Origin of the sequence: Streptomyces sp. NPDC050418 (assembly GCF_044458745.1) — a bacterium.
In the GTDB taxonomy this organism is placed as follows: domain Bacteria; phylum Actinomycetota; class Actinomycetes; order Streptomycetales; family Streptomycetaceae; genus Streptomyces.
Genome location: NZ_JBITIG010000003.1, coordinates 197,491 through 217,148 on the forward strand (window position 1 = coordinate 197,491; position 19,658 = coordinate 217,148).

At 67.1% G+C, this 19,658-nt stretch carries 30 protein-coding genes; 27 read left to right on the plus strand and 3 right to left on the minus strand.

The window, feature by feature from the left end; genetic code table 11:
• Nucleotides 1–5: 5 nt before the first annotated feature.
• From rplP to rplQ, 22 genes are all read left to right on the plus strand, one after another.
• Entirely contained in the window at nucleotides 6–425 is a 420-nt protein-coding gene (gene rplP, locus ACIBI4_RS08280; protein ID WP_059424836.1) for a 50S ribosomal protein L16, read from the plus strand.
• Nucleotides 425–649, plus strand: coding sequence for a 50S ribosomal protein L29 (gene rpmC / locus ACIBI4_RS08285; protein WP_052580777.1), 225 nt, complete (start codon nucleotides 425–427; stop codon nucleotides 647–649). The genes rplP and rpmC overlap by 1 nt, the downstream gene beginning before the upstream one ends.
• Nucleotides 649–933, plus strand: a complete 285-nt coding sequence (rpsQ, locus tag ACIBI4_RS08290; RefSeq protein WP_399202844.1) for a 30S ribosomal protein S17 — start codon at nucleotides 649–651, stop codon at nucleotides 931–933. The genes rpmC and rpsQ overlap by 1 nt, the downstream gene beginning before the upstream one ends.
• 112 nt (nucleotides 934–1,045) lie before the next feature.
• A complete protein-coding gene (rplN, locus tag ACIBI4_RS08295; RefSeq protein WP_119286207.1) occupies nucleotides 1,046–1,414 on the plus strand; it encodes a 50S ribosomal protein L14 in 369 nt (122 codons plus the stop codon).
• A gap of 2 nt (nucleotides 1,415–1,416) precedes the next feature.
• A complete protein-coding gene (gene rplX, locus ACIBI4_RS08300; RefSeq protein ID WP_352256319.1) occupies nucleotides 1,417–1,740 on the plus strand; it encodes a 50S ribosomal protein L24 in 324 nt (107 codons plus the stop codon).
• Nucleotides 1,740–2,297, plus strand: coding sequence for a 50S ribosomal protein L5 (rplE, locus tag ACIBI4_RS08305; protein ID WP_399202845.1), 558 nt, complete (start codon nucleotides 1,740–1,742; stop codon nucleotides 2,295–2,297). Before rplX ends, rplE begins: the two co-directional genes overlap by 1 nt.
• 5 nt (nucleotides 2,298–2,302) lie before the next feature.
• Nucleotides 2,303–2,488, plus strand: a complete 186-nt coding sequence (locus tag ACIBI4_RS08310; RefSeq protein WP_003948630.1) for a type Z 30S ribosomal protein S14 — start codon at nucleotides 2,303–2,305, stop codon at nucleotides 2,486–2,488.
• Between the two features lie 212 nt (nucleotides 2,489–2,700).
• Entirely contained in the window at nucleotides 2,701–3,099 is a 399-nt protein-coding gene (rpsH, locus tag ACIBI4_RS08315; RefSeq protein WP_399202846.1) for a 30S ribosomal protein S8, read from the plus strand.
• 24 nt (nucleotides 3,100–3,123) lie between these two features.
• Nucleotides 3,124–3,663: a 50S ribosomal protein L6 gene (rplF, locus tag ACIBI4_RS08320; protein ID WP_399202847.1), complete on the plus strand. Its 540-nt coding sequence runs from the start codon at nucleotides 3,124–3,126 to the stop codon at nucleotides 3,661–3,663.
• Between the two features lie 3 nt (nucleotides 3,664–3,666).
• A complete protein-coding gene (gene rplR, locus ACIBI4_RS08325; RefSeq protein ID WP_399202848.1) occupies nucleotides 3,667–4,050 on the plus strand; it encodes a 50S ribosomal protein L18 in 384 nt (127 codons plus the stop codon).
• 63 nt (nucleotides 4,051–4,113) lie between these two features.
• A complete protein-coding gene (gene rpsE / locus ACIBI4_RS08330; RefSeq protein WP_052580769.1) occupies nucleotides 4,114–4,719 on the plus strand; it encodes a 30S ribosomal protein S5 in 606 nt (201 codons plus the stop codon).
• Nucleotides 4,719–4,898, plus strand: coding sequence for a 50S ribosomal protein L30 (gene rpmD, locus ACIBI4_RS08335; protein WP_052580766.1), 180 nt, complete (start codon nucleotides 4,719–4,721; stop codon nucleotides 4,896–4,898). The genes rpsE and rpmD overlap by 1 nt, the downstream gene beginning before the upstream one ends.
• 2 nt (nucleotides 4,899–4,900) lie before the next feature.
• Nucleotides 4,901–5,356: a 50S ribosomal protein L15 gene (gene rplO / locus ACIBI4_RS08340; protein WP_093613768.1), complete on the plus strand. Its 456-nt coding sequence runs from the start codon at nucleotides 4,901–4,903 to the stop codon at nucleotides 5,354–5,356.
• 231 nt (nucleotides 5,357–5,587) lie between these two features.
• Nucleotides 5,588–6,901 carry a preprotein translocase subunit SecY gene (gene secY, locus ACIBI4_RS08345; protein WP_399202849.1) on the plus strand — a complete coding sequence of 438 codons (1,314 nt, stop codon included), beginning with the start codon at nucleotides 5,588–5,590 and terminating at the stop codon, nucleotides 6,899–6,901.
• On the plus strand, nucleotides 6,901–7,560 hold the full coding sequence (locus tag ACIBI4_RS08350; protein WP_399202850.1) for an adenylate kinase: 660 nt from the start codon (nucleotides 6,901–6,903) through the stop codon (nucleotides 7,558–7,560). The genes secY and ACIBI4_RS08350 overlap by 1 nt, the downstream gene beginning before the upstream one ends.
• Nucleotides 7,561–7,663: 103 nt before the next feature.
• Nucleotides 7,664–8,500 carry a type I methionyl aminopeptidase gene (gene map, locus ACIBI4_RS08355; RefSeq protein WP_399202851.1) on the plus strand — a complete coding sequence of 279 codons (837 nt, stop codon included), beginning with the start codon at nucleotides 7,664–7,666 and terminating at the stop codon, nucleotides 8,498–8,500.
• Nucleotides 8,501–8,878: 378 nt separating this feature from the next.
• Entirely contained in the window at nucleotides 8,879–9,100 is a 222-nt protein-coding gene (gene infA / locus ACIBI4_RS08360) for a translation initiation factor IF-1 (protein WP_003948620.1), read from the plus strand.
• A 60-nt stretch (nucleotides 9,101–9,160) separates the two neighbouring features.
• On the plus strand, nucleotides 9,161–9,274 hold the full coding sequence (rpmJ, locus tag ACIBI4_RS08365; protein ID WP_003948619.1) for a 50S ribosomal protein L36: 114 nt from the start codon (nucleotides 9,161–9,163) through the stop codon (nucleotides 9,272–9,274).
• Nucleotides 9,275–9,477: 203 nt separating this feature from the next.
• A complete protein-coding gene (gene rpsM / locus ACIBI4_RS08370) occupies nucleotides 9,478–9,858 on the plus strand; it encodes a 30S ribosomal protein S13 (RefSeq protein WP_165332368.1) in 381 nt (126 codons plus the stop codon).
• A gap of 69 nt (nucleotides 9,859–9,927) precedes the next feature.
• The gene (rpsK, locus tag ACIBI4_RS08375) at nucleotides 9,928–10,332 is read left to right on the plus strand and encodes a 30S ribosomal protein S11 (RefSeq protein WP_003948617.1); all 405 of its coding nucleotides are present in this window, start codon (nucleotides 9,928–9,930) and stop codon (nucleotides 10,330–10,332) included.
• 144 nt (nucleotides 10,333–10,476) lie between these two features.
• The gene (locus tag ACIBI4_RS08380; RefSeq protein ID WP_003966937.1) at nucleotides 10,477–11,499 is read left to right on the plus strand and encodes a DNA-directed RNA polymerase subunit alpha; all 1,023 of its coding nucleotides are present in this window, start codon (nucleotides 10,477–10,479) and stop codon (nucleotides 11,497–11,499) included.
• Nucleotides 11,500–11,612: 113 nt separating this feature from the next.
• Nucleotides 11,613–12,098 carry a 50S ribosomal protein L17 gene (rplQ, locus tag ACIBI4_RS08385; RefSeq protein WP_399202852.1) on the plus strand — a complete coding sequence of 162 codons (486 nt, stop codon included), beginning with the start codon at nucleotides 11,613–11,615 and terminating at the stop codon, nucleotides 12,096–12,098.
• Between the two features lie 101 nt (nucleotides 12,099–12,199).
• Here the strand turns inward: rplQ and ACIBI4_RS08390 are convergent, their stop codons facing one another.
• Nucleotides 12,200–12,700, minus strand: coding sequence for a peptidoglycan-binding protein (locus ACIBI4_RS08390; protein ID WP_399202853.1), 501 nt, complete (start codon nucleotides 12,698–12,700; stop codon nucleotides 12,200–12,202).
• 128 nt (nucleotides 12,701–12,828) lie between these two features.
• Between ACIBI4_RS08390 and truA the strand changes: the two genes are divergently transcribed.
• Entirely contained in the window at nucleotides 12,829–13,686 is an 858-nt protein-coding gene (gene truA / locus ACIBI4_RS08395) for a tRNA pseudouridine(38-40) synthase TruA (protein ID WP_399202855.1), read from the plus strand.
• A gap of 21 nt (nucleotides 13,687–13,707) precedes the next feature.
• Here truA and ACIBI4_RS08400 read toward each other — a convergent pair whose 3' ends face one another.
• A complete protein-coding gene (locus tag ACIBI4_RS08400) occupies nucleotides 13,708–14,595 on the minus strand; it encodes a hypothetical protein (protein WP_399202856.1) in 888 nt (295 codons plus the stop codon).
• Nucleotides 14,596–14,702: 107 nt separating this feature from the next.
• On the opposite strand from ACIBI4_RS08400, the gene ACIBI4_RS08405 reads away from it, so the two are divergent.
• The 4 genes from ACIBI4_RS08405 to glmM all read left to right on the plus strand — a co-directional run bounded on the left by ACIBI4_RS08405 (nucleotide 14,703) and on the right by glmM (nucleotide 18,661).
• Nucleotides 14,703–15,938: a glycosyltransferase 87 family protein gene (locus ACIBI4_RS08405; RefSeq protein ID WP_399202857.1), complete on the plus strand. Its 1,236-nt coding sequence runs from the start codon at nucleotides 14,703–14,705 to the stop codon at nucleotides 15,936–15,938.
• A 211-nt stretch (nucleotides 15,939–16,149) separates the two neighbouring features.
• Nucleotides 16,150–16,593 carry a 50S ribosomal protein L13 gene (gene rplM, locus ACIBI4_RS08410; protein WP_399202859.1) on the plus strand — a complete coding sequence of 148 codons (444 nt, stop codon included), beginning with the start codon at nucleotides 16,150–16,152 and terminating at the stop codon, nucleotides 16,591–16,593.
• 42 nt (nucleotides 16,594–16,635) lie between these two features.
• The gene (gene rpsI, locus ACIBI4_RS08415; protein ID WP_165332377.1) at nucleotides 16,636–17,157 is read left to right on the plus strand and encodes a 30S ribosomal protein S9; all 522 of its coding nucleotides are present in this window, start codon (nucleotides 16,636–16,638) and stop codon (nucleotides 17,155–17,157) included.
• Between the two features lie 145 nt (nucleotides 17,158–17,302).
• On the plus strand, nucleotides 17,303–18,661 hold the full coding sequence (glmM, locus tag ACIBI4_RS08420) for a phosphoglucosamine mutase (RefSeq protein ID WP_399202860.1): 1,359 nt from the start codon (nucleotides 17,303–17,305) through the stop codon (nucleotides 18,659–18,661).
• A 60-nt stretch (nucleotides 18,662–18,721) separates the two neighbouring features.
• Here glmM and ACIBI4_RS08425 read toward each other — a convergent pair whose 3' ends face one another.
• Nucleotides 18,722–19,642 (minus strand): DUF389 domain-containing protein, encoded by a 921-nt coding sequence (locus ACIBI4_RS08425; RefSeq protein WP_399202861.1) that lies wholly within the window; start codon nucleotides 19,640–19,642, stop codon nucleotides 18,722–18,724.
• Nucleotides 19,643–19,658: the final 16 nt, after the last annotated feature.

Below are 19,658 nucleotides of genomic sequence, written 5' to 3' on the forward strand. Positions count from 1 at the left end.
CCACCATGCTGATCCCCCGTCGGGTCAAGCACCGCAAGCAGCACCACCCCAAGCGCTCGGGTATGAGCAAGGGTGGCACGCAGGTTGCGTTCGGTGAGTACGGCATCCAGGCGCTCACGCCGGCGTACGTCACCAACCGTCAGATCGAGGCCGCGCGTATCGCGATGACCCGCCACATCAAGCGTGGCGGCAAGGTCTGGATCAACATCTACCCGGACCGCCCCCTCACCAAGAAGCCTGCCGAGACCCGCATGGGTTCCGGTAAGGGTTCGCCGGAGTGGTGGGTCGCCAACGTCAAGCCCGGACGCGTCATGTTCGAGCTGTCGTACCCCAACGAGAAGATCGCGCGTGAGGCGCTGACTCGTGCGGCTCACAAGCTGCCGATGAAGTGCAAGATCGTTAAGCGCGAGGCAGGTGAAGCGTGATGTCGACCGGTACCAAGGCGTCCGAGCTCCGCGAGCTGGGCAACGAAGAGCTTGTCGGCAAGCTTCGCGAGGCCAAGGAAGAGCTGTTCAACCTCCGCTTCCAGGCGGCCACGGGCCAGCTCGAAAACCACGGCCGGCTCAAGGCCGTCCGTAAGGACATCGCGCGGATCTACACCCTGATGCGCGAGCGCGAGCTGGGCATCGAGACGGTGGAGAACGCCTGATGAGTGAGAACAACGTGACCGAGCAGACCGAGGCGCGCGGCTTCCGCAAGACCCGTGAGGGTCTCGTCGTCAGCGACAAGATGGACAAGACCGTCGTCGTCGCCGTCGAGGACCGCGTCAAGCACGCGCTGTACGGCAAGGTCATCCGCCGTACGAACAAGCTCAAGGCGCACGACGAGCAGAACGCTGCCGGCGTCGGCGACCGTGTCCTCCTCATGGAGACGCGTCCGCTGTCGGCGACCAAGCGCTGGCGCGTCGTCGAGATCCTCGAGAAGGCCAAGTAATCCTCTGAGGGGTTTCCCTCAGGGCTAGTTCCGCCAGGCTCGGCAGGGGCCGACTTCGTCTCCGTACGAAGGAAGCCCCTGCCGGGAACCGGCAGACACACAGGAGATAGACGTGATCCAGCAGGAGTCGCGACTCAAGGTCGCCGACAACACCGGTGCGAAGGAAATCCTTTGCATCCGTGTTCTCGGTGGCTCGGGTCGCCGCTACGCGGGCATCGGCGATGTCATCGTCGCCACCGTCAAGGACGCGATCCCCGGCGGCAATGTGAAGAAGGGTGACGTCATCAAGGCGGTCATCGTTCGCACCGTCAAGGAGCGCCGCCGTCCGGACGGCTCGTACATCCGCTTCGACGAGAACGCCGCCGTCATTCTGAAGAACGACGGCGACCCTCGCGGCACCCGTATCTTCGGCCCGGTGGGCCGTGAGCTGCGCGAGAAGAAGTTCATGAAGATCATCTCGCTCGCGCCGGAGGTGCTGTAAGCATGAAGATCAAGAAGGGCGACCTGGTACAGGTCATCACCGGTAAGGACAAGGGCAAGCAGGGCAAGGTCATCGCGGCCTACCCCCGCGAGGACCGCGTCCTGGTCGAGGGTGTCAACCGGGTCAAGAAGCACACGAAGGCCGGGCCGACCGCCAGCGGTTCGCAGGCCGGCGGCATCATCACCACCGAGGCGCCGATCCACGTCTCCAACGTCCAGCTGGTCGTTGAGAAGGACGGCAACAAGGTTGTGACCCGTGTCGGTTACCGCTTCGACGATGAGGGCAACAAGGTTCGCGTTGCCAAGCGGACGGGTGAGGACATCTGATGGCTACCACCACGACTCCGCGTCTCAAGACGAAGTACCGCGAGGAGATCAAGGGCAAGCTGCTTGAGGAGTTCTCGTACGAGAACGTCATGCAGGTTCCCGGCCTCGTCAAGATCGTGGTCAACATGGGTGTCGGCGACGCCGCCCGTGACTCGAAGCTCATGGACGGTGCCGTCCGTGACCTGACCACGATCACCGGTCAGAAGCCGGCCGTCACCAAGGCCCGCAAGTCCATCGCGCAGTTCAAGCTGCGTGAGGGTCAGCCGATCGGTGCCCACGTCACGCTTCGTGGCGACCGCATGTGGGAGTTCCTGGACCGCACCCTGTCGCTCGCGCTGCCGCGCATCCGCGACTTCCGTGGTCTGTCCCCCAAGCAGTTCGACGGCCGTGGCAACTACACCTTCGGTCTCACCGAGCAGGTCATGTTCCACGAGATCGACCAGGACAAGATCGACCGTACCCGGGGTATGGACATCACCGTGGTGACCACGGCGACCAACGACGATGAGGGCCGTGCCCTTCTGCGTCACCTCGGCTTCCCGTTCAAGGAGGCGTGAGCGAGATGGCGAAGAAGGCTCTTATTGCCAAGGCTGCTCGTAAGCCCAAGTTCGGTGTGCGTGGCTACACCCGCTGCCAGCGCTGCGGCCGCCCGCACTCCGTGTACCGCAAGTTCGGCCTCTGCCGCGTGTGCCTTCGTGAGATGGCTCACCGTGGCGAGCTGCCGGGCGTGACCAAGAGCTCCTGGTAGTCCCGGTTTTTCGGGATTACCGGAGGCTCTCGGTAAGTAATTAGGTCGGCAGGGCCCTCCTCCGCATGCCGTAGGCTTGTGGGGTTGGGCGTCTGCCGCCCTGAAACGACTTACTACGCCGTAGGTCCCCGCGCCGCACCCGTCCCGCCCCTGTGTGGGGAGAGGGATGGCGCATACAGGAAACCCCGGCGAGAGAGGCCGAAGGCCAATTCATGACCATGACTGATCCGATCGCGGACATGCTGACTCGTCTGCGTAACGCGAACTCGGCGTACCACGACACCGTGGCGATGCCGCACAGCAAGATCAAGTCCCACATCGCGGAGATCCTCCAGCAGGAGGGCTACATCACCGGCTGGAAGACCGAGGACGCCGAGGTCGGCAAGAACCTCGTTCTCGAGCTGAAGTTCGGCCCGAACCGTGAGCGCTCCATCGCGGGCATCAAGCGGATCTCCAAGCCCGGTCTCCGGGTTTACGCGAAGTCCACCAACCTGCCCAAGGTCCTCGGTGGCCTCGGCGTGGCGATCATCTCCACGTCGCACGGTCTTCTGACCGACAAGCAGGCCGGCAAGAAGGGCGTAGGCGGAGAAGTTCTCGCCTACGTCTGGTAACGGAAGGGAACGGAGGAAACAGCTATGTCGCGTATTGGCAAGCTCCCCATCACGGTTCCCGCCGGCGTGGACGTCACCATCGACGGCCAGACGGTCACGGTCAAGGGTTCCAAGGGATCCCTGACCCACGTCGTCGCGGCCCCGATCGCGATCGCTAAGGGCGAGGACGGCGTTCTGAACGTCACCCGTCCGAACGACGAGCGTCAGAACAAGGCCCTGCACGGCCTGTCCCGCACGCTGGTGGCGAACATGATCACCGGCGTGACCACGGGTTACGTGAAGAAGCTCGAGATCAGCGGTGTCGGTTACCGCGTCCTGGCGAAGGGCTCCAACCTGGAGTTCTCGCTCGGCTACAGCCACCCGATCCTGATCGAGGCGCCCGAGGGCATCTCCTTCAAGGTCGAGTCGCCGACGAAGTTCTCGGTCGAGGGCATCGACAAGCAGAAGGTCGGCGAGGTTGCGGCCAACATCCGCAAGCTGCGCAAGCCCGACCCGTACAAGGCCAAGGGCGTCAAGTACGAGGGCGAAGTCATTCGCCGCAAGGTCGGAAAGGCGGGTAAGTAAGCCATGGCATACGGCACGAAGATTGCTAAGGGCGACGCTTACAAGCGTGCTGCCATCAAGCGCCGTCACATCCGTATCCGTAAGCACATCTCGGGTACGGCTGAGCGTCCGCGCCTGGTCGTGACGCGTTCGAACCGCCACATCGTGGCCCAGGTCATCGACGACATCAAGGGTCACACCCTGGCGTCGGCGTCGACCCTGGACACGACGATCCGCGGCGGCGAGGCCGACAAGTCCTCGCAGGCCAAGCAGGTCGGTGCCCTCGTTGCCGAGCGCGCCAAGGCCGCCGGTGTCGAGGCTGTCGTGTTCGACCGTGGTGGTAACCAGTACGCCGGGCGCATCGCCGCCCTGGCGGACGCCGCCCGCGAAGCCGGACTCAAGTTCTGAGTTCCCGTCGCGCAGCGATTCACGTTGCTGCGTAGCTAGCGGAAAAAGAGAGAGGTAATTCCAATGGCTGGACCCCAGCGCCGCAGTGGCGGTGCCGGTGGCGGCGAGCGGCGGGACCGGAAGGGTCGCGACGGTGGCGCTGCTGCCGCCGAGAAGACCGCTTACGTTGAGCGCGTTGTCGCGATCAACCGCGTCGCCAAGGTTGTGAAGGGTGGTCGTCGCTTCAGCTTCACCGCGCTGGTCGTGGTGGGCGACGGTGACGGCACCGTGGGTGTCGGTTACGGCAAGGCCAAGGAGGTGCCGGCCGCCATCGCCAAGGGTGTGGAGGAGGCCAAGAAGCACTTCTTCAAGGTCCCCCGTATCCAGGGCACCATCCCGCACCCCATCCAGGGTGAGAAGGCTGCCGGCGTCGTGCTGCTCAAGCCCGCGTCCCCGGGTACCGGTGTTATCGCCGGTGGTCCGGTGCGTGCCGTGCTCGAGTGCGCCGGTATCCACGACATCCTGTCGAAGTCGCTCGGCTCCGACAACGCGATCAACATCGTGCACGCCACCGTGGCGGCCCTCAAGGGCCTGCAGCGTCCCGAGGAAGTCGCGGCTCGCCGTGGCCTGCCCCTCGAGGACGTCGCCCCCGCGGCTCTGCTGCGTGCGCGTGCCGGGGCTGGTGCGTAATGGCACAGCTCAAGATCACGCAGGTCAAGTCGTACATCGGCAGCAAGCAGAACCACCGCGACACCCTGCGCTCCCTTGGTCTCAAGGGCATCAACACGCAGGTCGTCAAGGAGGACCGCCCCGAGTTCCGCGGCATGGTGCACACCGTCCGCCACCTCGTGACGGTTGAGGAGGTCTGATCATGGCGGAGAACAACCCGCTCAAGATCCACAACCTCCGTCCTGCCCCGGGCGCCAAGACCGCCAAGACCCGTGTGGGTCGTGGTGAGGCGTCGAAGGGTAAGACGGCAGGTCGCGGTACCAAGGGTACGAAGGCCCGTTACCAGGTTCCGGAGCGCTTCGAGGGTGGCCAGATGCCCCTCCACATGCGTCTTCCGAAGCTGAAGGGCTTCAAGAACCCGTTCAAGACCGAGTTCCAGGTTGTCAACCTGGACAAGCTGGCTTCGCTCTACCCCGAGGGTGGAGAGGTCACGGTCGAGGACCTGGTCGCCAAGGGCGCCGTGCGCAAGAACAGCCTCGTCAAGGTCCTGGGCCAGGGCGAGATCTCCGTGGCGCTGCAGGTGACGGTCGACGCCGTCTCCGGCTCCGCCAAGGAGAAGATCGCCGCCGCGGGCGGCACCGTCACCGAGCTCGTCTGAGCTTGTTGACTTGAACGATCCCAACCGGGGATGCCCACAAATAGGGCATCCCCGGTTGGTCGTTCCTAGGGGGGCATGGTCGCCGGTAAGGTGGCGTGCGTTAATGCTTCCGCGCGGTCTGTATCAGTGCTGGGGAACCGCGCGGCTCTTGCCTCAGTTGTACTTTTCGTATTCGTCGAACCTCAAGACCGTCACCTCTGACGCACGCGCGCGGGGGTCGCAGGAGGCACCGTGCTCACCGCGTTCGCCCGGGCGTTCAAGACGCCCGACCTGCGCAAGAAGCTGCTCTTCACGCTCGGCATCATCGTTGTCTACCGGCTCGGTGCACACATCCCGATTCCCGGTGTGTCGTACGAGAACGTGCAGATCTGTCTCGACCAGGCCAATCAGAACAGCGGCCTGTTCGGTCTGGTCAACATGTTCAGTGGCGGTGCGCTGCTGCAGATCACGATCTTCGCGCTCGGCATCATGCCGTACATCACGGCGAGCATCATCCTGCAGCTGCTGACCGTGGTGATCCCGCGGCTGGAGGCCCTCAAGAAGGAGGGCCAGGCAGGCACCGCGAAGATCACGCAGTACACGCGTTATCTGACGGTCGCGCTGGCCGTGCTCCAGGGCACCGGCCTCGTCGCCACCGCGCGCAGCGGTGCGCTGTTCAGTCAGTGCGCCGTGGGCACCCAGATCGTTCCGGACCAGTCCATCTTCGTGACCATCACCATGGTGCTGACCATGACCGCCGGCACCGCCGTCGTCATGTGGCTCGGTGAGCTCATCACGGACCGTGGCATCGGCAACGGCATGTCCATCCTGATGTTCATCTCCATCGCCGCCGGCTTCGTCGGCGCGCTGTGGGCCATCAAGGAGCAGGGCAAGCTGGCCGACGGCTGGATCGAGTTCGCCATCGTCATCGCGGTCGGCCTGGCCATGGTGGGCCTTGTCGTCTTCGTCGAGCAGGCGCAGCGCAGGATCCCCGTGCAGTACGCGAAGCGCATGATCGGGCGCCGTTCCTACGGCGGTACGTCGACGTACATCCCGCTGAAGGTCAACCAGGCGGGCATCATCCCTGTGATCTTTGCCTCGTCGCTGCTCTACATTCCGGCTCTCGTCGCGCAGTTCAGCGGTTCGGATTCCGGGTGGGCGCGGTGGATCGAAGCGCACTTCGTCAAGGGTGACCACCCGTATTACATCGCCACGTACTTCGTTCTGATCGTGTTCTTCGCCTTCTTCTACGTGGCCATCTCGTTCAACCCCGAAGAAGTCGCCGACAACATGAAGAAGTATGGTGGCTTCATCCCGGGCATCCGGGCAGGCCGCCCCACTGCCGAGTACCTGAGCTACGTGCTCAACCGCATCACTTGGCCGGGGTCGCTGTATCTGGGCCTGATCGCTCTGGTGCCGACGATGGCGTTGGCACCTCTCGGTGCAAACCAGAACTTCCCGTTCGGCGGGACGAGCATCCTGATCATCGTGGGTGTGGGTCTGGAGACCGTGAAGCAGATCGAGAGCCAGCTTCAGCAGCGTAATTACGAAGGGTTCCTCCGCTGATGCGTATCGTCCTCGTCGGACCGCCCGGTGCGGGCAAGGGAACGCAGGCCGCGTTCCTTGCCGAGAACCTGTCGATCCCCCACATCTCCACGGGCGACCTGTTCCGGGCCAACATCAGCCAGGGCACCGAGCTCGGTCTCAAGGCCAAGTCCTTCATGGACGCCGGCAACCTCGTCCCCGACGAGGTCACCATCGGCATGGCCAAGGACCGGATGGCACAGCCGGACGCCGTGAACGGCTTCCTGCTCGACGGCTTCCCGCGCAACGTCTCACAGGCCGAGGCCCTGGACGACGCGCTGAAGCTGGACGGCCAGCAGCTCGACGCGGTGCTCGACCTGGAGGTCCCCGAGGACGAGATCGTCAAGCGGATCGCCGGGCGGCGCACCTGCCGCAACAACTCGGCACACGTCTTCCACGTCGAGTACAAGAAGCCGAAGACCGAGGGCGTCTGCGACGTCTGCGGCGGCGAGCTGTACCAGCGCGGGGACGACACCGAGGAGACGGTCCGCCGCCGCCTCGAGGTCTACCACAGCGAGACCGAGCCGATCATCGACCACTACCGGGCCCAGGGCCTGGTTGTGACGATCTCGGCGCTCGGCGAGGTGTCCGAGGTGACGGAGCGCGCGATGGCCGCCCTGCGCAAGGACGACGCCGCCTGAGGCGAATGAGCGTGAGCTACGGCCGCGGTGCCCTTGAGGGGCGCCGCGGCCGTAGTGTTGTGTCAGTACCTGTTCTTAACGGAGATACGGAGCGTCACCGGCCATGGTGGAGATCAAGACCCCCGAGCAGCTCGCCAAGATGCGCGAGGCCGGACTGGTCGTCGCCGCGATCCACAAGGCCACCCGCGAGGCGGCCGTGCCGGGCGCGACGACGAAGGACCTCGACGAGGTCGCGCGCAAGGTGCTCGACGAGCACGGCGCGAAGTCCAACTTCCTGGGATACGGCGGCTTCCCCGCCACGATCTGCACCTCGAAGAACGAGGTCGTGGTCCATGGCATCCCGAGTGACGAGGTCGTCCTCGAGGACGGCGACATGATCTCGATCGACTGCGGCGCGATCATCGACGGCTGGCACGGCGACGCCGCGTACACCGCGTTCGTGGGTTCCGGTCACGCGCCTGAGCTGATCGAGCTCTCGCGGGTGACCGAGGAGTCGATGTGGGCCGGCATCGCGGCCATGAAGCAGGGCAACCGCCTGGTCGACGTCTCCAAGGCGATCGAGTCGTACATCCGCCGCCAGCCGCGTCCGGCCACCGGCAAGTACGGGATCATCGAGGACTACGGCGGCCACGGCATCGGCACCCAGATGCACATGGAGCCGCACCTCCTGAACTACGTCGAGCGCCGCCGCGGCCGCGGCCCGAAGCTCGTCCCCGGCTTCTGCCTCGCGATCGAGCCGATGGTCTCGCTGGGTACGGCGCGCACGGAGGTCCTGGAGGACGACTGGACCGTCATCACGACGGACGGCACGTGGTCCTCGCACTGGGAGCACTCGGTTGCGGTGACCGAGGCCGGTCCTCTGGTGCTGACGGCGCCTGATGGCGGTAAGGCCAAGCTGGCTGAGATGGGGATCCAGGCTGCGCCGGATCCGTTGGGCTGAGGGTCGGGCGGCCTGGTCATCCGGCTTGGCCGCGGCCGGCGGACGGAGTCCGGCGCAGCCGCTCGAAGCATGTGAGGCGCCCCTGGCGCCGAGCCCGCGAGAGCGGCGTCAAAAATTGGTCGGCGGCAAGGCCAAGCTGGCTGAGATGGGGATCACAGCCGCGCCCGATCCGCTGGGCTGATGCGGGCCGATCCGCCGGGCCGGTGCCGGTTCGTGGCGGCGTGCATAACGATCGTCCCGTCGGGGCACACTTTCCGGATTCGTCTTTCCGGGGGCTCTGACGTAGACTGACTCGTCGGCTCTCGTGCACCCGCATGCCTGCGATCTGCAGGCGGTGGTAGCGAGGCCGATCAAGGTAGTCGATTCGAAGGGCTAAGCGTGGCCAAGAAGCAAGGTGCCATCGAGATCGAGGGCACTGTCGTCGAGTCTCTTCCGAACGCCATGTTCAAGGTCGAGCTCCAGAACGGCCACCAGGTCCTGGCACACATCAGCGGCAAGATGCGTATGCACTACATCCGCATCCTCCCTGACGACCGGGTCGTGGTGGAGCTGTCTCCGTACGACCTGACGCGTGGCCGGATCGTCTACCGGTACAAGTAGATCTTGCCTGTGCCCCGCATTCCCGCGGGGTGGTGGCACTGACCCGGAGAACCTCATCACATGAAGGTCAAGCCGAGCGTCAAGAAGATCTGCGACAAGTGCAGGGTGATTCGCCGTCACGGCCGAGTCATGATCATCTGCGACAACCCGCGCCACAAGCAGCGCCAGGGCTGACGCAGGTCTGCATCCGCAGATCTTTGAGCGACGCAAGCTAAGCAGCTCGTACATACGCAAGACCCGTCCCTCTTCAGTAATGGAGGGCGACACCCCCGGTCGGAGGCCGGGGACCCAGTTCGTACCAACTCTTCGTCCGCGAAGAGGACGGCGGCTGGGAGTGGTCTTGGGGAAGACCTCCGAAAGACAACTGGAGCCATTGAATGGCACGCGTTTCCGGTGTTGACATCCCGCGCGACAAGCGTGTGGAAGTCGCCCTTACCTACGTTTTTGGTATCGGCCGCACCCAGTCCCAGAAGGCGCTGGCCGAGACCGGCGTCAACCCGAACACCCGCGTTCGTGACCTCTCCGAGGAGGAGCTGGTCAAGATCCGCGAGTACGTGGACGCCAACCTTCAGACCGAGGGTGACCTCCGCCGCGAGATCCAGGGCGACATTCGCCGCAAGATCGAGATCGGCTGCTACCAGGGCATTCGTCACCGTCGTGGCCTGCCCGTCCACGGTCAGCGCACGAGCACGAACGCCCGTACCCGCAAGGGCCCGCGTCGCGCCATCGCCGGCAAGAAGAAGCCGGGCAAGAAGTAGTCCGCAGCGGACAACGCTTCATCAGCGGTCTTCGCTGTAGGACCGACCACCTCCCCGTAGGAGTAACAGATGCCCCCCAAGGGTCGTCAGGGCGCTGCCAAGAAGGTGCGCCGCAAGGAAAAGAAGAACGTCGCCCACGGGCACGCTCACATCAAGAGCACGTTCAACAACACGATCGTGTCCATCACGGACCCGACCGGCAACGTGATCTCGTGGGCCTCCGCCGGCCACGTCGGCTTCAAGGGCTCGCGTAAGTCCACGCCGTTCGCCGCGCAGATGGCCGCCGAGTCGGCTGCCCGTCGCGCGCAGGAGCACGGCATGCGCAAGGTCGACGTGTTCGTCAAGGGTCCCGGCTCCGGCCGTGAGACCGCGATCCGCTCCCTCCAGGCCACCGGCCTCGAGGTCGGCTCGATCCAGGACGTCACGCCCACCCCGCACAACGGCTGCCGTCCGCCCAAGCGTCGTCGCGTCTGACGCACGGCTGCTTGGCCAGAGGATTTCGGGCGGTACGGCGCTTCGGTGCCGTATCGCCCGTACCCTTGCAATACCCCGTGTCGTAAGGCGCGGGTATCCGTCGGGCATCAAATAGTGGGTGTCCACGACTGAAGGATTCACTTCATGCTGATCGCTCAGCGTCCCTCGCTGACCGAAGAGGTCGTCGACGAGTTCCGCTCCCGGTTCGTGATCGAGCCCCTGGAGCCGGGCTTCGGCTACACCCTCGGCAACTCCCTGCGTCGTACGCTCCTCTCCTCGATCCCGGGTGCGGCGGTCACGTCCATCCGTATCGACGGTGTCCTGCACGAGTTCACCACCGTGCCGGGCGTCAAGGAGGACGTCACCGACCTCATCCTGAACATCAAGCAGCTGGTCGTCTCCTCGGAGCACGACGAGCCGGTCGTGATGTACCTGCGCAAGCAGGGTCCCGGCCTGGTCACCGCTGCTGACATCGCCCCGCCGGCCGGTGTCGAGGTGCACAACCCCGACCTGGTGCTCGCCACGCTGAACGGCAAGGGCAAGCTGGAGATGGAGCTGACCGTCGAGCGCGGTCGCGGCTACGTCTCCGCCGTGCAGAACAAGCAGGTGGGCCAGGAGATCGGCCGTATTCCGGTCGACTCCATCTACTCGCCGGTCCTCAAGGTCACCTACAAGGTCGAGGCGACCCGAGTCGAGCAGCGCACCGACTTCGACAAGCTGATCGTCGACGTCGAGACCAAGCAGGCCATGCGTCCCCGTGACGCCATGGCGTCGGCCGGCAAGACGCTGGTCGAGCTGTTCGGTCTGGCGCGTGAGCTCAACATCGACGCCGAGGGCATCGACATGGGCCCGTCCCCCACGGACGCCGCCCTTGCCGCCGACCTGGCGCTGCCGATCGAGGAGCTCGAGCTCACCGTTCGTTCGTACAACTGCCTCAAGCGTGAGGGCATCCACTCCGTGGGTGAGCTCGTGGCGCGCTCCGAGGCTGACCTCCTGGACATCCGCAACTTCGGTGCGAAGTCCATCGACGAGGTCAAGGCGAAGCTGGCCGGCATGGGCCTGGCCCTCAAGGACAGCCCGCCCGGATTCGACCCGACCGCTGCCGCCGACGCCTTCGGCGCCGACGACGACGCGGACGCGGGTTTCGTGGAGACCGAGCAGTACTGATCGGGCCCACCTCCGGGGGCGTTCGCGCCCCCGGATCTCCGACGGACAACCGTCCGCTCGGATACTGACCCCGGTACCTGATACGGCCGGGGCAGCACACAAGGAGAAACACCATGCCGAAGCCCGCCAAGGGTGCCCGTCTGGGCGGCAGCGCTGCGCACGAGCGTCACATGCTGGCGAACCTCGCCAAGTCGCTGTTCGAGCACGGCCGTATCACGACGACCGAGGCCAAGGCCCGCCGCCTGCGCCCCGTCGCCGAGCGCCTGATCACCAAGGCGAAGAAGGGCGACATCCACAACCGTCGCCAGGTGCTGCAGACGATCACCGACAAGGGCATCGTCCACACCCTCTTCACCGAGATCGCTCCGCGCTACACCGAGCGTCCGGGTGGCTACACCCGTATCACCAAGATCGGCAACCGTCGTGGTGACAACGCTCCCATGGCCGTGATCGAGCTGGTCGAGGGCGAGATCGCCAAGAAGGCGACCGTCGACGAGGCCGAGGCCGCCACCAAGCGTGCGGTCAAGGAAGACGCCCTGAAGAAGGACGAGGTCGTCGAGGACGCCAAGCCCGTCGAGGCCGAGTCCAAGGACGCCTGAGCTTCCTGAGCTCCGAGCTCCGATCCTGTGAGCTCACGGACGAGCCCGCTTTCCCCCGTGGAGAGCGGGCTCGTCCTGCTTATGGGTGAGGTGCGTCGTGATCAGCCGGGGATGCGGGACGGGCAGTTCTTCATCCACTCGCCGTAGTGCTTGACGGCGCTGGTCCGGTTGGCCTTGCGCGCGTCGTCGAGGAGCCTGCGGATGTCGTCCTGGATCCGTACGCCGGTCCGCTTGCCGACGACTCCGTCGGACTTGAGGCCGCGCCTGCCCTGGTAGTGCATGACGCCCTTGGCCGTGGCATTGCCGAAGTCACCGTCGACGGTGATCCCCTTGCCGGGCAGGAACGGGTTGATGCCCCACTGCACGCACTTCACCTGGTAACCCTTGGCACCTTTGGCGATGTCCTTCGGGGCGCCGGCCTGGACCTGGATCTCGTCGGCGGCGCCGGGCGGTGCGAACGGCTCGGGCACATAGGCTGCGGAGGCCTTGCGCTTCGGCTTGCCACCGCCTCCGGAGCCGTCGGAGTCCTCGCAAGCGGTGAGCGAGACGGCGAGAATGCCGGTGGCGAGGGCTGCGGCGCCTCGCTTGGTCCACTGGTGCATGGTCCCCCCATGACTGGTTGTTCCGACGTCGGCAGAGACATCACGGACCCCGCCCGGGGTTGCGGTGGACACGTCATAGGTAGTCGATCAGTGCATGACGGCTGCGCAACGAAAGGCATATGCGGCACGTGAGCGACGAGGTGGAGTCCGGTTTCGTACGGGTACGGCTTGATCTGTCGTACGACGGCAGGGAGTTCTCCGGCTGGGCGAAGCAGCCGCGGCAGGGGACACGGACCGTGCAGGGCGAGATCGAGGACGCGCTGCGGACCGTGACACGGTCGGCACAGACGTACCAGCTGACAGTCGCCGGGCGGACCGATGCCGGGGTGCACGCGCGCGGACAGGTGGCGCATGTCGACCTGCCGGTGGAGCTGTGGGCCGAGCACCAGGAGAAGCTGCTGCGCCGGCTGGCCGGCCGGCTGCCGCACGACGTGCGGATCTGGAAGGTGGCCGAGGCGCCGGGCGGGTTCAACGCACGCTTCTCGGCGATCTGGCGGCGCTACGCGTACCGCGTGACGGACAACCCCGGCGGCGTCGACCCGCTGCTGCGCGGTCATGTGCTGTGGCACGACTGGCCGTTGGACGTCGACGCGATGAACGAGGCCGCCGCCCAGCTGCTCGGCGAGCATGACTTCGCCGCGTACTGCAAGAAGCGCGAAGGCGCCACGACCATCCGCACGCTGCAGGAGCTGAGCCTCGTGCGCGGCGGCGACGGCATCATCACGGCGACCGTGAAGGCCGATGCCTTCTGCCACAACATGGTGCGCTCGCTGATCGGCGCGCTGCTGTTCGTGGGCGACGGGCACCGCGGCCCCGGCTGGCCCGCGAAGGTGCTTGCGGCGGGTGTACGGGACTCGGCGGTGCATGTCGTACGGCCGCACGGGCTGACGCTGGAGGAAGTCGGCTATCCGGCCGACGAGTTGCTGGCCGCGCGCAACAAGGAGGCGCGGAACAAGCGGTCGCTGCCGGGGGCGGGCTGCTGCTGAAGGCCCCCGGCCGCGGTCGTCTCAGGGGTTCTGCACCGCCGCCGAGGCCTGTGCCTCGCCCCGCTGGTGGATCCGCTGGAAGGCCAGGCCCGCGATGGCGTCGCCGGCGGTGAAGACCTTCTTGTCCTTCGTCGTGACGTCCTTGCCGCTGGTGAAGCCGCCGACTGTGAAGTAGGCGTAGCGGCCGTAGGAGTTGGTGGTCGAGCGGCAGATCGTGGTGTTGCAGAAGGCCGCTACGCCCTTGCCCGAGAGGGACTTGACGGTGCCCTTCTTGTAGGCGTCCTTGACCTTCGTGGCCTGCTTCTCGGTGTCGAAGACCGCGACGCCGACCGTGACCGCGACACCGTCCTTCTCGTACGTGGCGCGCAGGACCCGGGTGCAGTCGTTGCCTTCGAGGAGGGCGCCGAGCGGGCCGTTGGTGACGGAGCCGCAGTCCTTCGTCTCGGAGGTCGCGCCCTTCTTGTAGGTCGCGCCGCCCTTGGTGAAGTCCTTGCCCGGGAAGAGACCGGCCGCGCTGAGCGGTGCCTTGTCCTTGTCCGCGCTGGAGATGTAGTCCTTCGGGTCCGGCGGCGGGGGCGGCTTCGTCTCGGCGAAGGTGGGCTGCTGCGAGGCCGTCGAGGCGGTGTCGCTCGCGGCGGGCGCCTTGCCGTCGTCCGGGGTGCCGTCGTCACTGCCCGTGCTGACCACGGCGATGGCCACGACCGCGGCCACGGCGACCGTGGCCAGCGCACCGCCGCCGACCATCAGGAGCCGGCGGCGCTTCGCGCGTGACTCCGAGGCCTCCGCGAGCGCGGCCCAGTCGGGCGTCGCCCCCGGTGCGGGCGGCATGCCCGGCTGTGTGACCCAGTCCGACTGCGGCTGCTGCTGACCACCGGAACCCCACTGGGGTCCCCCCTGCCCAAAGCTCATGGGCCGCATCTTAGGCCGTAACGGTGAGGGCGGGTGCGGGCGTTATGAGCGGGTGGGCAGCGCGTTATGCGCGGGTGATGTGGGGTCTCCCGCCTAGGTTGATTTGTATGGAATCAGGCGCATTTGAGGTCGGGCGTACGCGAGGCAGGCGAGGCGCGGCGGTACTGCAGTGGCTTGCGGTGCCCGCCTCGCGCACGCTGTGGTGCGTCCTCGTCGTGGTGCTCTGCGCCGGGGTCGTCCGCGTGGGGCTGCAGAACGACGACGGCGGGATGGACAACGCCATCGTCATCGACGCCGCCCGGACCTGGCTCGCCGGCGGCTCCCCGTACGACGACCCGCACTTCCTCTATCTGCCGAGCGCCGTGCTCGCCGCCGTCCCCGAGGTGCTGCTCCCCACCTGGCTGCTGCGTTTCGCCGCTCCCGCGTTCGTCACCGCCGCGCTGACCGCGGGCTGGGTCTGCGCGCTGCGGCTGTACGGGGTGGGGCTGCGCAGCCGGTACGCGGTGGGCGGGCTGCTCGCGCTCGCGCTGGGCTTCGCGCCCTTCGCGCATCTGCTGGTCCTCGCGAACTGGACGGTGATCGCGGCCGCCGTCCTGCCCGCGGCCCTGCTGCTCGCGCACCGCGGGCGCTGGACGGCGGCCGGGGCCGCGATCGGGGCGGCCATCGCGTTCAAGCCGCTGCTCGTGCCCGTCCTGCTGCTCTTCGTCTTCGCGCGGCGGTGGCGGGCGCTCGGGGCCGCGGTCCTGGTCCCGGCGGCGGCCTCGGGGCTCGCGGCGCTCGCGATGCCCGACCCGGCCGGGTTCTTCACGCGCACGCTGCCCTTTCTCCTCCGGGGTGACGACAGTTTCGTACGCCTCTACGAGGCATCTCCCGCGGCCGTCCTGCCGCGGCTCGGGGTGCCGCAGGGCGCGGCCTCGCTGCTCGCGCTCGCGTGCGCGGCGGGCGGGGTGTGGTGCGCGTGGCGGCGCTGGGGGAGAGGGGACGCCGGGAGCGCCGCGCGGCTCGGGGAGTGTGCGGCGATGGTGATGCTCGCCGCATTTCTCGTCTCGCGTCCCTCGTACGACCACTACCTCCTGGTCGTCGTACCGCTGCTGCTCGCGGGGGCCGGGCAGGAGGGGGCGCCGGGGCGGACGGCCTGGTTCTGGGTGGCTCTGGTGCCGCAGGTGCCGGGGTTCGCGTGGCCATGGCTGCAGCCCGGGACACGGCGGGCGTTCAAGGACGCTTTCACCCTCTGTGTCCTCGCGGTGACGGTGGGAAGGTGCTGTCTGCGGCGGGGGCGAGTGCATCTGCCGCGGGCACGTACCCTTGATGCGGCAGCACCTTCGGGTGAGCGCGCGTTTTGACCCGAACGGGTCGGCGCGGGTATTCTGCCAGTTCGTTATGCGTATCGGCTTGGTCGTTCTCACGCGATGGGCCCCTACGTAAGTTCCCTGGAGCAGTTACCAGTGGCTCGCATACGGGCATCGCCCGGCGACTGTGAGCCCCAGCTGCATGATCGCTTCAGCGGATCCGTGTGTCTGGACTCCCATCCACTGAAGAAGCGAAGGCTACGAAGTGCGTACGTACAGCCCCAAGCCCGGCGATATCACTCGCCAGTGGCACGTGATCGACGCCCAGGACATCGTCCTCGGCCGTCTCGCGAGCACCGCCGCCAGCATCCTGCGCGGCAAGCACAAGCCGATCTATGCGCCGCACGTTGACACCGGTGACTTCGTCATCATCATCAACGCCGACAAGGTGCACCTGTCCGGCAACAAGAAGACCCAGAAGATGGCGTACCGCCACTCCGGTTACCCGGGTGGTCTGCGCTCCGTCCGCTACGACGAGCTTCTGGAGAAGAACCCTGAGAAGGCCATCGAGAAGGCCGTCAAGGGCATGCTCCCCAAGAACACCCTGGGCCGTCAGATGCTCTCGAAGCTGAAGGTCTACTCGGGCGAGAACCACCCCCACGCTGCGCAGCAGCCGGTTCCGTTCGAGATCACCCAGGTCGCGCAGTAGTTCCGGCCACCCCCTAAGACGTAAAGAAATCTGAGGAGCATCGTGGCCGAGACCACCGCCGAGCAGCCGATCGAAGACATCGAGGCTGAGGCGCCCGAGCAGTACACCACCGAGTCCGAGGCGCCCGTCGAGGGCGAGTACACCTCCGAGTCGAACGCCGCGCGCTTCGGCGACCCGCAGCCGGCCGCCGGCCTGGGTCGTCGCAAGAACGCCATCGCCCGCGTCCGGATCGTCCCGGGCACCGGAAAGTGGAAGGTCAACGGGCGCACGCTCGAGGACTACTTCCCGAACAAGGTCCACCAGCAGGAAGTCAACGAGCCCTTCAAGGTGCTCGAGCTCGAGGGCCGCTACGACGTCATCGCCCGCATCTCGGGTGGCGGCGTCTCGGGTCAGGCCGGCGCCCTGCGCCTCGGCGTGGCCCGCGCCCTGAACGAGGCCGACGTGGACAACAACCGCGGCGCCCTCAAGAAGGCCGGTTACCTCCGTCGCGACGACCGTGCGGTCGAGCGCAAGAAGGCCGGTCTCAAGAAGGCCCGCAAGGCTCCGCAGTACAGCAAGCGTTAATCTCGCTGGCTGCACTGCCTGGCAGATCTGTCTGTCATCCCGTTCGCCCCGGCGGCACGCGAGTGCTGCCGGGGCGTTCGTTTTATCAAGGCCCATGGGCGTATAACGACATAAACGTTCAGATGTAAGCAGCGGAGGACATCAAGTGGGACGACTCTTCGGCACCGATGGCGTGCGCGGCGTCGCCAACGCGGATCTGACGGCCGAGCTGGCGCTCGGACTCTCCGTCGCGGCGGCCCATGTCCTGGGGGAGGCGGGCTCGTTCGAGGGGCACCGCCCGATCGCGGTCGTCGGCCGGGACCCGCGGGCCTCGGGTGAGTTCCTCGAAGCGGCGGTCGTGGCCGGTCTGGCGAGCGCGGGCGTGGACGTCCTGCGCGTCGGTGTGCTGCCGACCCCCGCGGTCGCGTATCTCACCGGTGCGCTGGGCGCCGACCTCGGCGTGATGCTCTCCGCCAGCCACAACGCGATGCCCGACAACGGCATCAAGTTCTTCGCGCGCGGCGGCCACAAGCTGGCCGACGACCTGGAGGACCGGATCGAGACGGTCTACGAGCAGCACCGCACCGGCGACCCCTGGGACCGGCCGACCGGTTCCGGTGTGGGCCGGATCAAGTCGTACGACGAGGGCTTCGACCAGTACGTCGCCCATCTGATCGGTGTGCTGCCGAACCGGCTCGACGGTCTGAAGATCGTCCTCGACGAGGCGCACGGCGCGGCCGCCCGGGTCTCGCCCGAGGCCTTCGCGCGGGCCGGCGCCGAGATCGTCACCATCGGGGCCGAGCCCAACGGGCTCAACATCAACGAGGGCTGCGGCTCGACCCACTTGGAGCTGCTCCGGGCCGCGGTCGTCGAGCACGGCGCCGCGCTCGGCATCGCGCACGACGGCGACGCGGACCGCTGTCTCGCGGTGGACCACGAAGGCCAGGAGATCGACGGCGACCAGATCCTCGCCGTCCTCGCGCTCGCGATGCGCGAGCGCGGGCAGCTGCGCGAGAACACCGTGGTCGCGACCGTCATGTCCAACCTCGGCTTCAAGCTGGCCATGGAGCGCGAAGGCGTCGAGCTGATCCAGACCGCGGTCGGCGACCGTTACGTCCTGGAGTCGATGAAGGAGCACGGATTCGCCCTCGGCGGCGAGCAGTCCGGCCATGTCATCGTGCTCGACCACGCGACGACCGGCGACGGCACGCTGACCGGCCTGATGCTCGCGGCGCGCGTCGCGCAGACCGGCCGTACGCTCAAGGACCTCGCGGGCGTCATGGAGCGGCTGCCGCAGATCCTGATCAACGTGCCGGATGTCGACAAGTCCCGCGTCACCACCTCCGCCGAGCTGGCGTCCGCGGTCTCCGACGCCGAGCGCGAACTGGGCGCCACCGGGCGGGTGCTGCTGCGTCCCTCGGGCACCGAGCCGCTCGTGCGCGTGATGGTCGAGGCCGCCGACATCGACCAGGCGCGGTCGGTGGCGGGGCGGCTCGCCGATGCGGTGAAGTCCGCGCTGGGATAAGCGCGTTCGGGTTCTTCGGCTGCGGGCCGGTCGTCCTTCGGGGCGGCCGGCCCGTCGCGTTCAGCGCCGACGGGCCCAGAAGAACTTCTGGGTGAGCAGGGTGAGGACGCCGGCGACGACGATGCCGCCGAGGTTGGCCAGCAACTGCCCGGTGGAACCGGCGGCCTGGCTGTAGTCCGTGTAGCTGAGGGCGACCGCGGCGTTGGCGGCCGCGGGGACGGTCGTCACGGAGATCGCGACGCCGATCAGGGCACCCGACTTGGCCGAGGTGAGGGAGAGGGTGCCCGCGATCCCGGCCAGGAGGGCGACGACGAAGGACATCCAGTCCGGGTTGTAGATGAACGCGGTGTTCGGACGCTTGGCCTCCAGCATGTCGAAGGTGAAGAGGCCGAGCGCGTCGAGGACCCAGCTGAACCCTGCCGTGAGGACCATGGCGGCGGCGAATCCCGCCAGAAGGGCGTACAGCGACCGCCAGGCGAGCTGCGGCGCCCGCTGCACCACCGCCGTGGAGATTCCGGCCAGCGGACCGAACTCGGGTCCGACGGCCATGGCGCCGACGATCAGGATGGCGTTGTCGAGCATGACACCGCAGGCCGCGAGCATCGTGGCGACGGCGAGGAACGCCACGTACGTGACGGAGAGCGTCGACTCCTCGTGCGTCGCCTCCGTCAGGTGCTCCCAGAGCACCGCGTCCGCACCCTCGCCCGGCGCCTCCGCCTCGGCCTTGTCGGCGCGCTTGGAGAGCGACAGGTCGATGTTCTCGACGGCGATCGAGCCGGTCTCGTCGATCCCCAACGCCCGCAGACCGCTCAGCAGTTCGTCACCGGCCTCGCGCGCCACGTCGCACAGGACGACGTCACCCTGCGGGTTGCGCGCGGCGCCGGTCAGCACCGCGAGGTGCGTGGTCCCCACCGTCTTCTCGATCAGCTGGACCACGTCGTCCGTACGGTCGGACGGGGTGATCAGGCGCAGGTGCAGCATGGCGGCACCCTAGCGT

What these genes read in the sequence shown, in the direction of transcription:
- map (WP_399202851.1), top strand. Translation starts at nt 7,664, where the DNA reads ATGGTGGAGATCAAGACCCCCGAGCAGCTCGCCAAGATGCGCGAGGCC.
- ACIBI4_RS08400 (WP_399202856.1), bottom strand. Translation starts at nt 14,595, where the DNA reads ATGAGCTTTGGGCAGGGGGGACCCCAGTGGGGTTCCGGTGGTCAGCAG.
- rplR (WP_399202848.1), top strand. Translation starts at nt 3,667, where the DNA reads ATGGCATACGGCACGAAGATTGCTAAGGGCGACGCTTACAAGCGTGCT.
- ACIBI4_RS08310 (WP_003948630.1), top strand. Translation starts at nt 2,303, where the DNA reads ATGGCGAAGAAGGCTCTTATTGCCAAGGCTGCTCGTAAGCCCAAGTTC.
- ACIBI4_RS08350 (WP_399202850.1), top strand. Translation starts at nt 6,901, where the DNA reads ATGCGTATCGTCCTCGTCGGACCGCCCGGTGCGGGCAAGGGAACGCAG.
- rplQ (WP_399202852.1), top strand. Translation starts at nt 11,613, where the DNA reads ATGCCGAAGCCCGCCAAGGGTGCCCGTCTGGGCGGCAGCGCTGCGCAC.
- rpmC (WP_052580777.1), top strand. Translation starts at nt 425, where the DNA reads ATGTCGACCGGTACCAAGGCGTCCGAGCTCCGCGAGCTGGGCAACGAA.
- rplF (WP_399202847.1), top strand. Translation starts at nt 3,124, where the DNA reads ATGTCGCGTATTGGCAAGCTCCCCATCACGGTTCCCGCCGGCGTGGAC.
- rpsE (WP_052580769.1), top strand. Translation starts at nt 4,114, where the DNA reads ATGGCTGGACCCCAGCGCCGCAGTGGCGGTGCCGGTGGCGGCGAGCGG.
- ACIBI4_RS08380 (WP_003966937.1), top strand. Translation starts at nt 10,477, where the DNA reads ATGCTGATCGCTCAGCGTCCCTCGCTGACCGAAGAGGTCGTCGACGAG.
- rplP (WP_059424836.1), top strand. Translation starts at nt 6, where the DNA reads ATGCTGATCCCCCGTCGGGTCAAGCACCGCAAGCAGCACCACCCCAAG.
- ACIBI4_RS08390 (WP_399202853.1), bottom strand. Translation starts at nt 12,700, where the DNA reads ATGCACCAGTGGACCAAGCGAGGCGCCGCAGCCCTCGCCACCGGCATT.
- rpsM (WP_165332368.1), top strand. Translation starts at nt 9,478, where the DNA reads ATGGCACGCGTTTCCGGTGTTGACATCCCGCGCGACAAGCGTGTGGAA.
- rpmD (WP_052580766.1), top strand. Translation starts at nt 4,719, where the DNA reads ATGGCACAGCTCAAGATCACGCAGGTCAAGTCGTACATCGGCAGCAAG.
- rpmJ (WP_003948619.1), top strand. Translation starts at nt 9,161, where the DNA reads ATGAAGGTCAAGCCGAGCGTCAAGAAGATCTGCGACAAGTGCAGGGTG.
- ACIBI4_RS08405 (WP_399202857.1), top strand. Translation starts at nt 14,703, where the DNA reads ATGGAATCAGGCGCATTTGAGGTCGGGCGTACGCGAGGCAGGCGAGGC.
- rplO (WP_093613768.1), top strand. Translation starts at nt 4,901, where the DNA reads ATGGCGGAGAACAACCCGCTCAAGATCCACAACCTCCGTCCTGCCCCG.
- rpsH (WP_399202846.1), top strand. Translation starts at nt 2,701, where the DNA reads ATGACCATGACTGATCCGATCGCGGACATGCTGACTCGTCTGCGTAAC.
- rpsK (WP_003948617.1), top strand. Translation starts at nt 9,928, where the DNA reads ATGCCCCCCAAGGGTCGTCAGGGCGCTGCCAAGAAGGTGCGCCGCAAG.
- ACIBI4_RS08425 (WP_399202861.1), bottom strand. Translation starts at nt 19,642, where the DNA reads ATGCTGCACCTGCGCCTGATCACCCCGTCCGACCGTACGGACGACGTG.
- rplX (WP_352256319.1), top strand. Translation starts at nt 1,417, where the DNA reads ATGAAGATCAAGAAGGGCGACCTGGTACAGGTCATCACCGGTAAGGAC.
- rplE (WP_399202845.1), top strand. Translation starts at nt 1,740, where the DNA reads ATGGCTACCACCACGACTCCGCGTCTCAAGACGAAGTACCGCGAGGAG.
- rpsQ (WP_399202844.1), top strand. Translation starts at nt 649, where the DNA reads ATGAGTGAGAACAACGTGACCGAGCAGACCGAGGCGCGCGGCTTCCGC.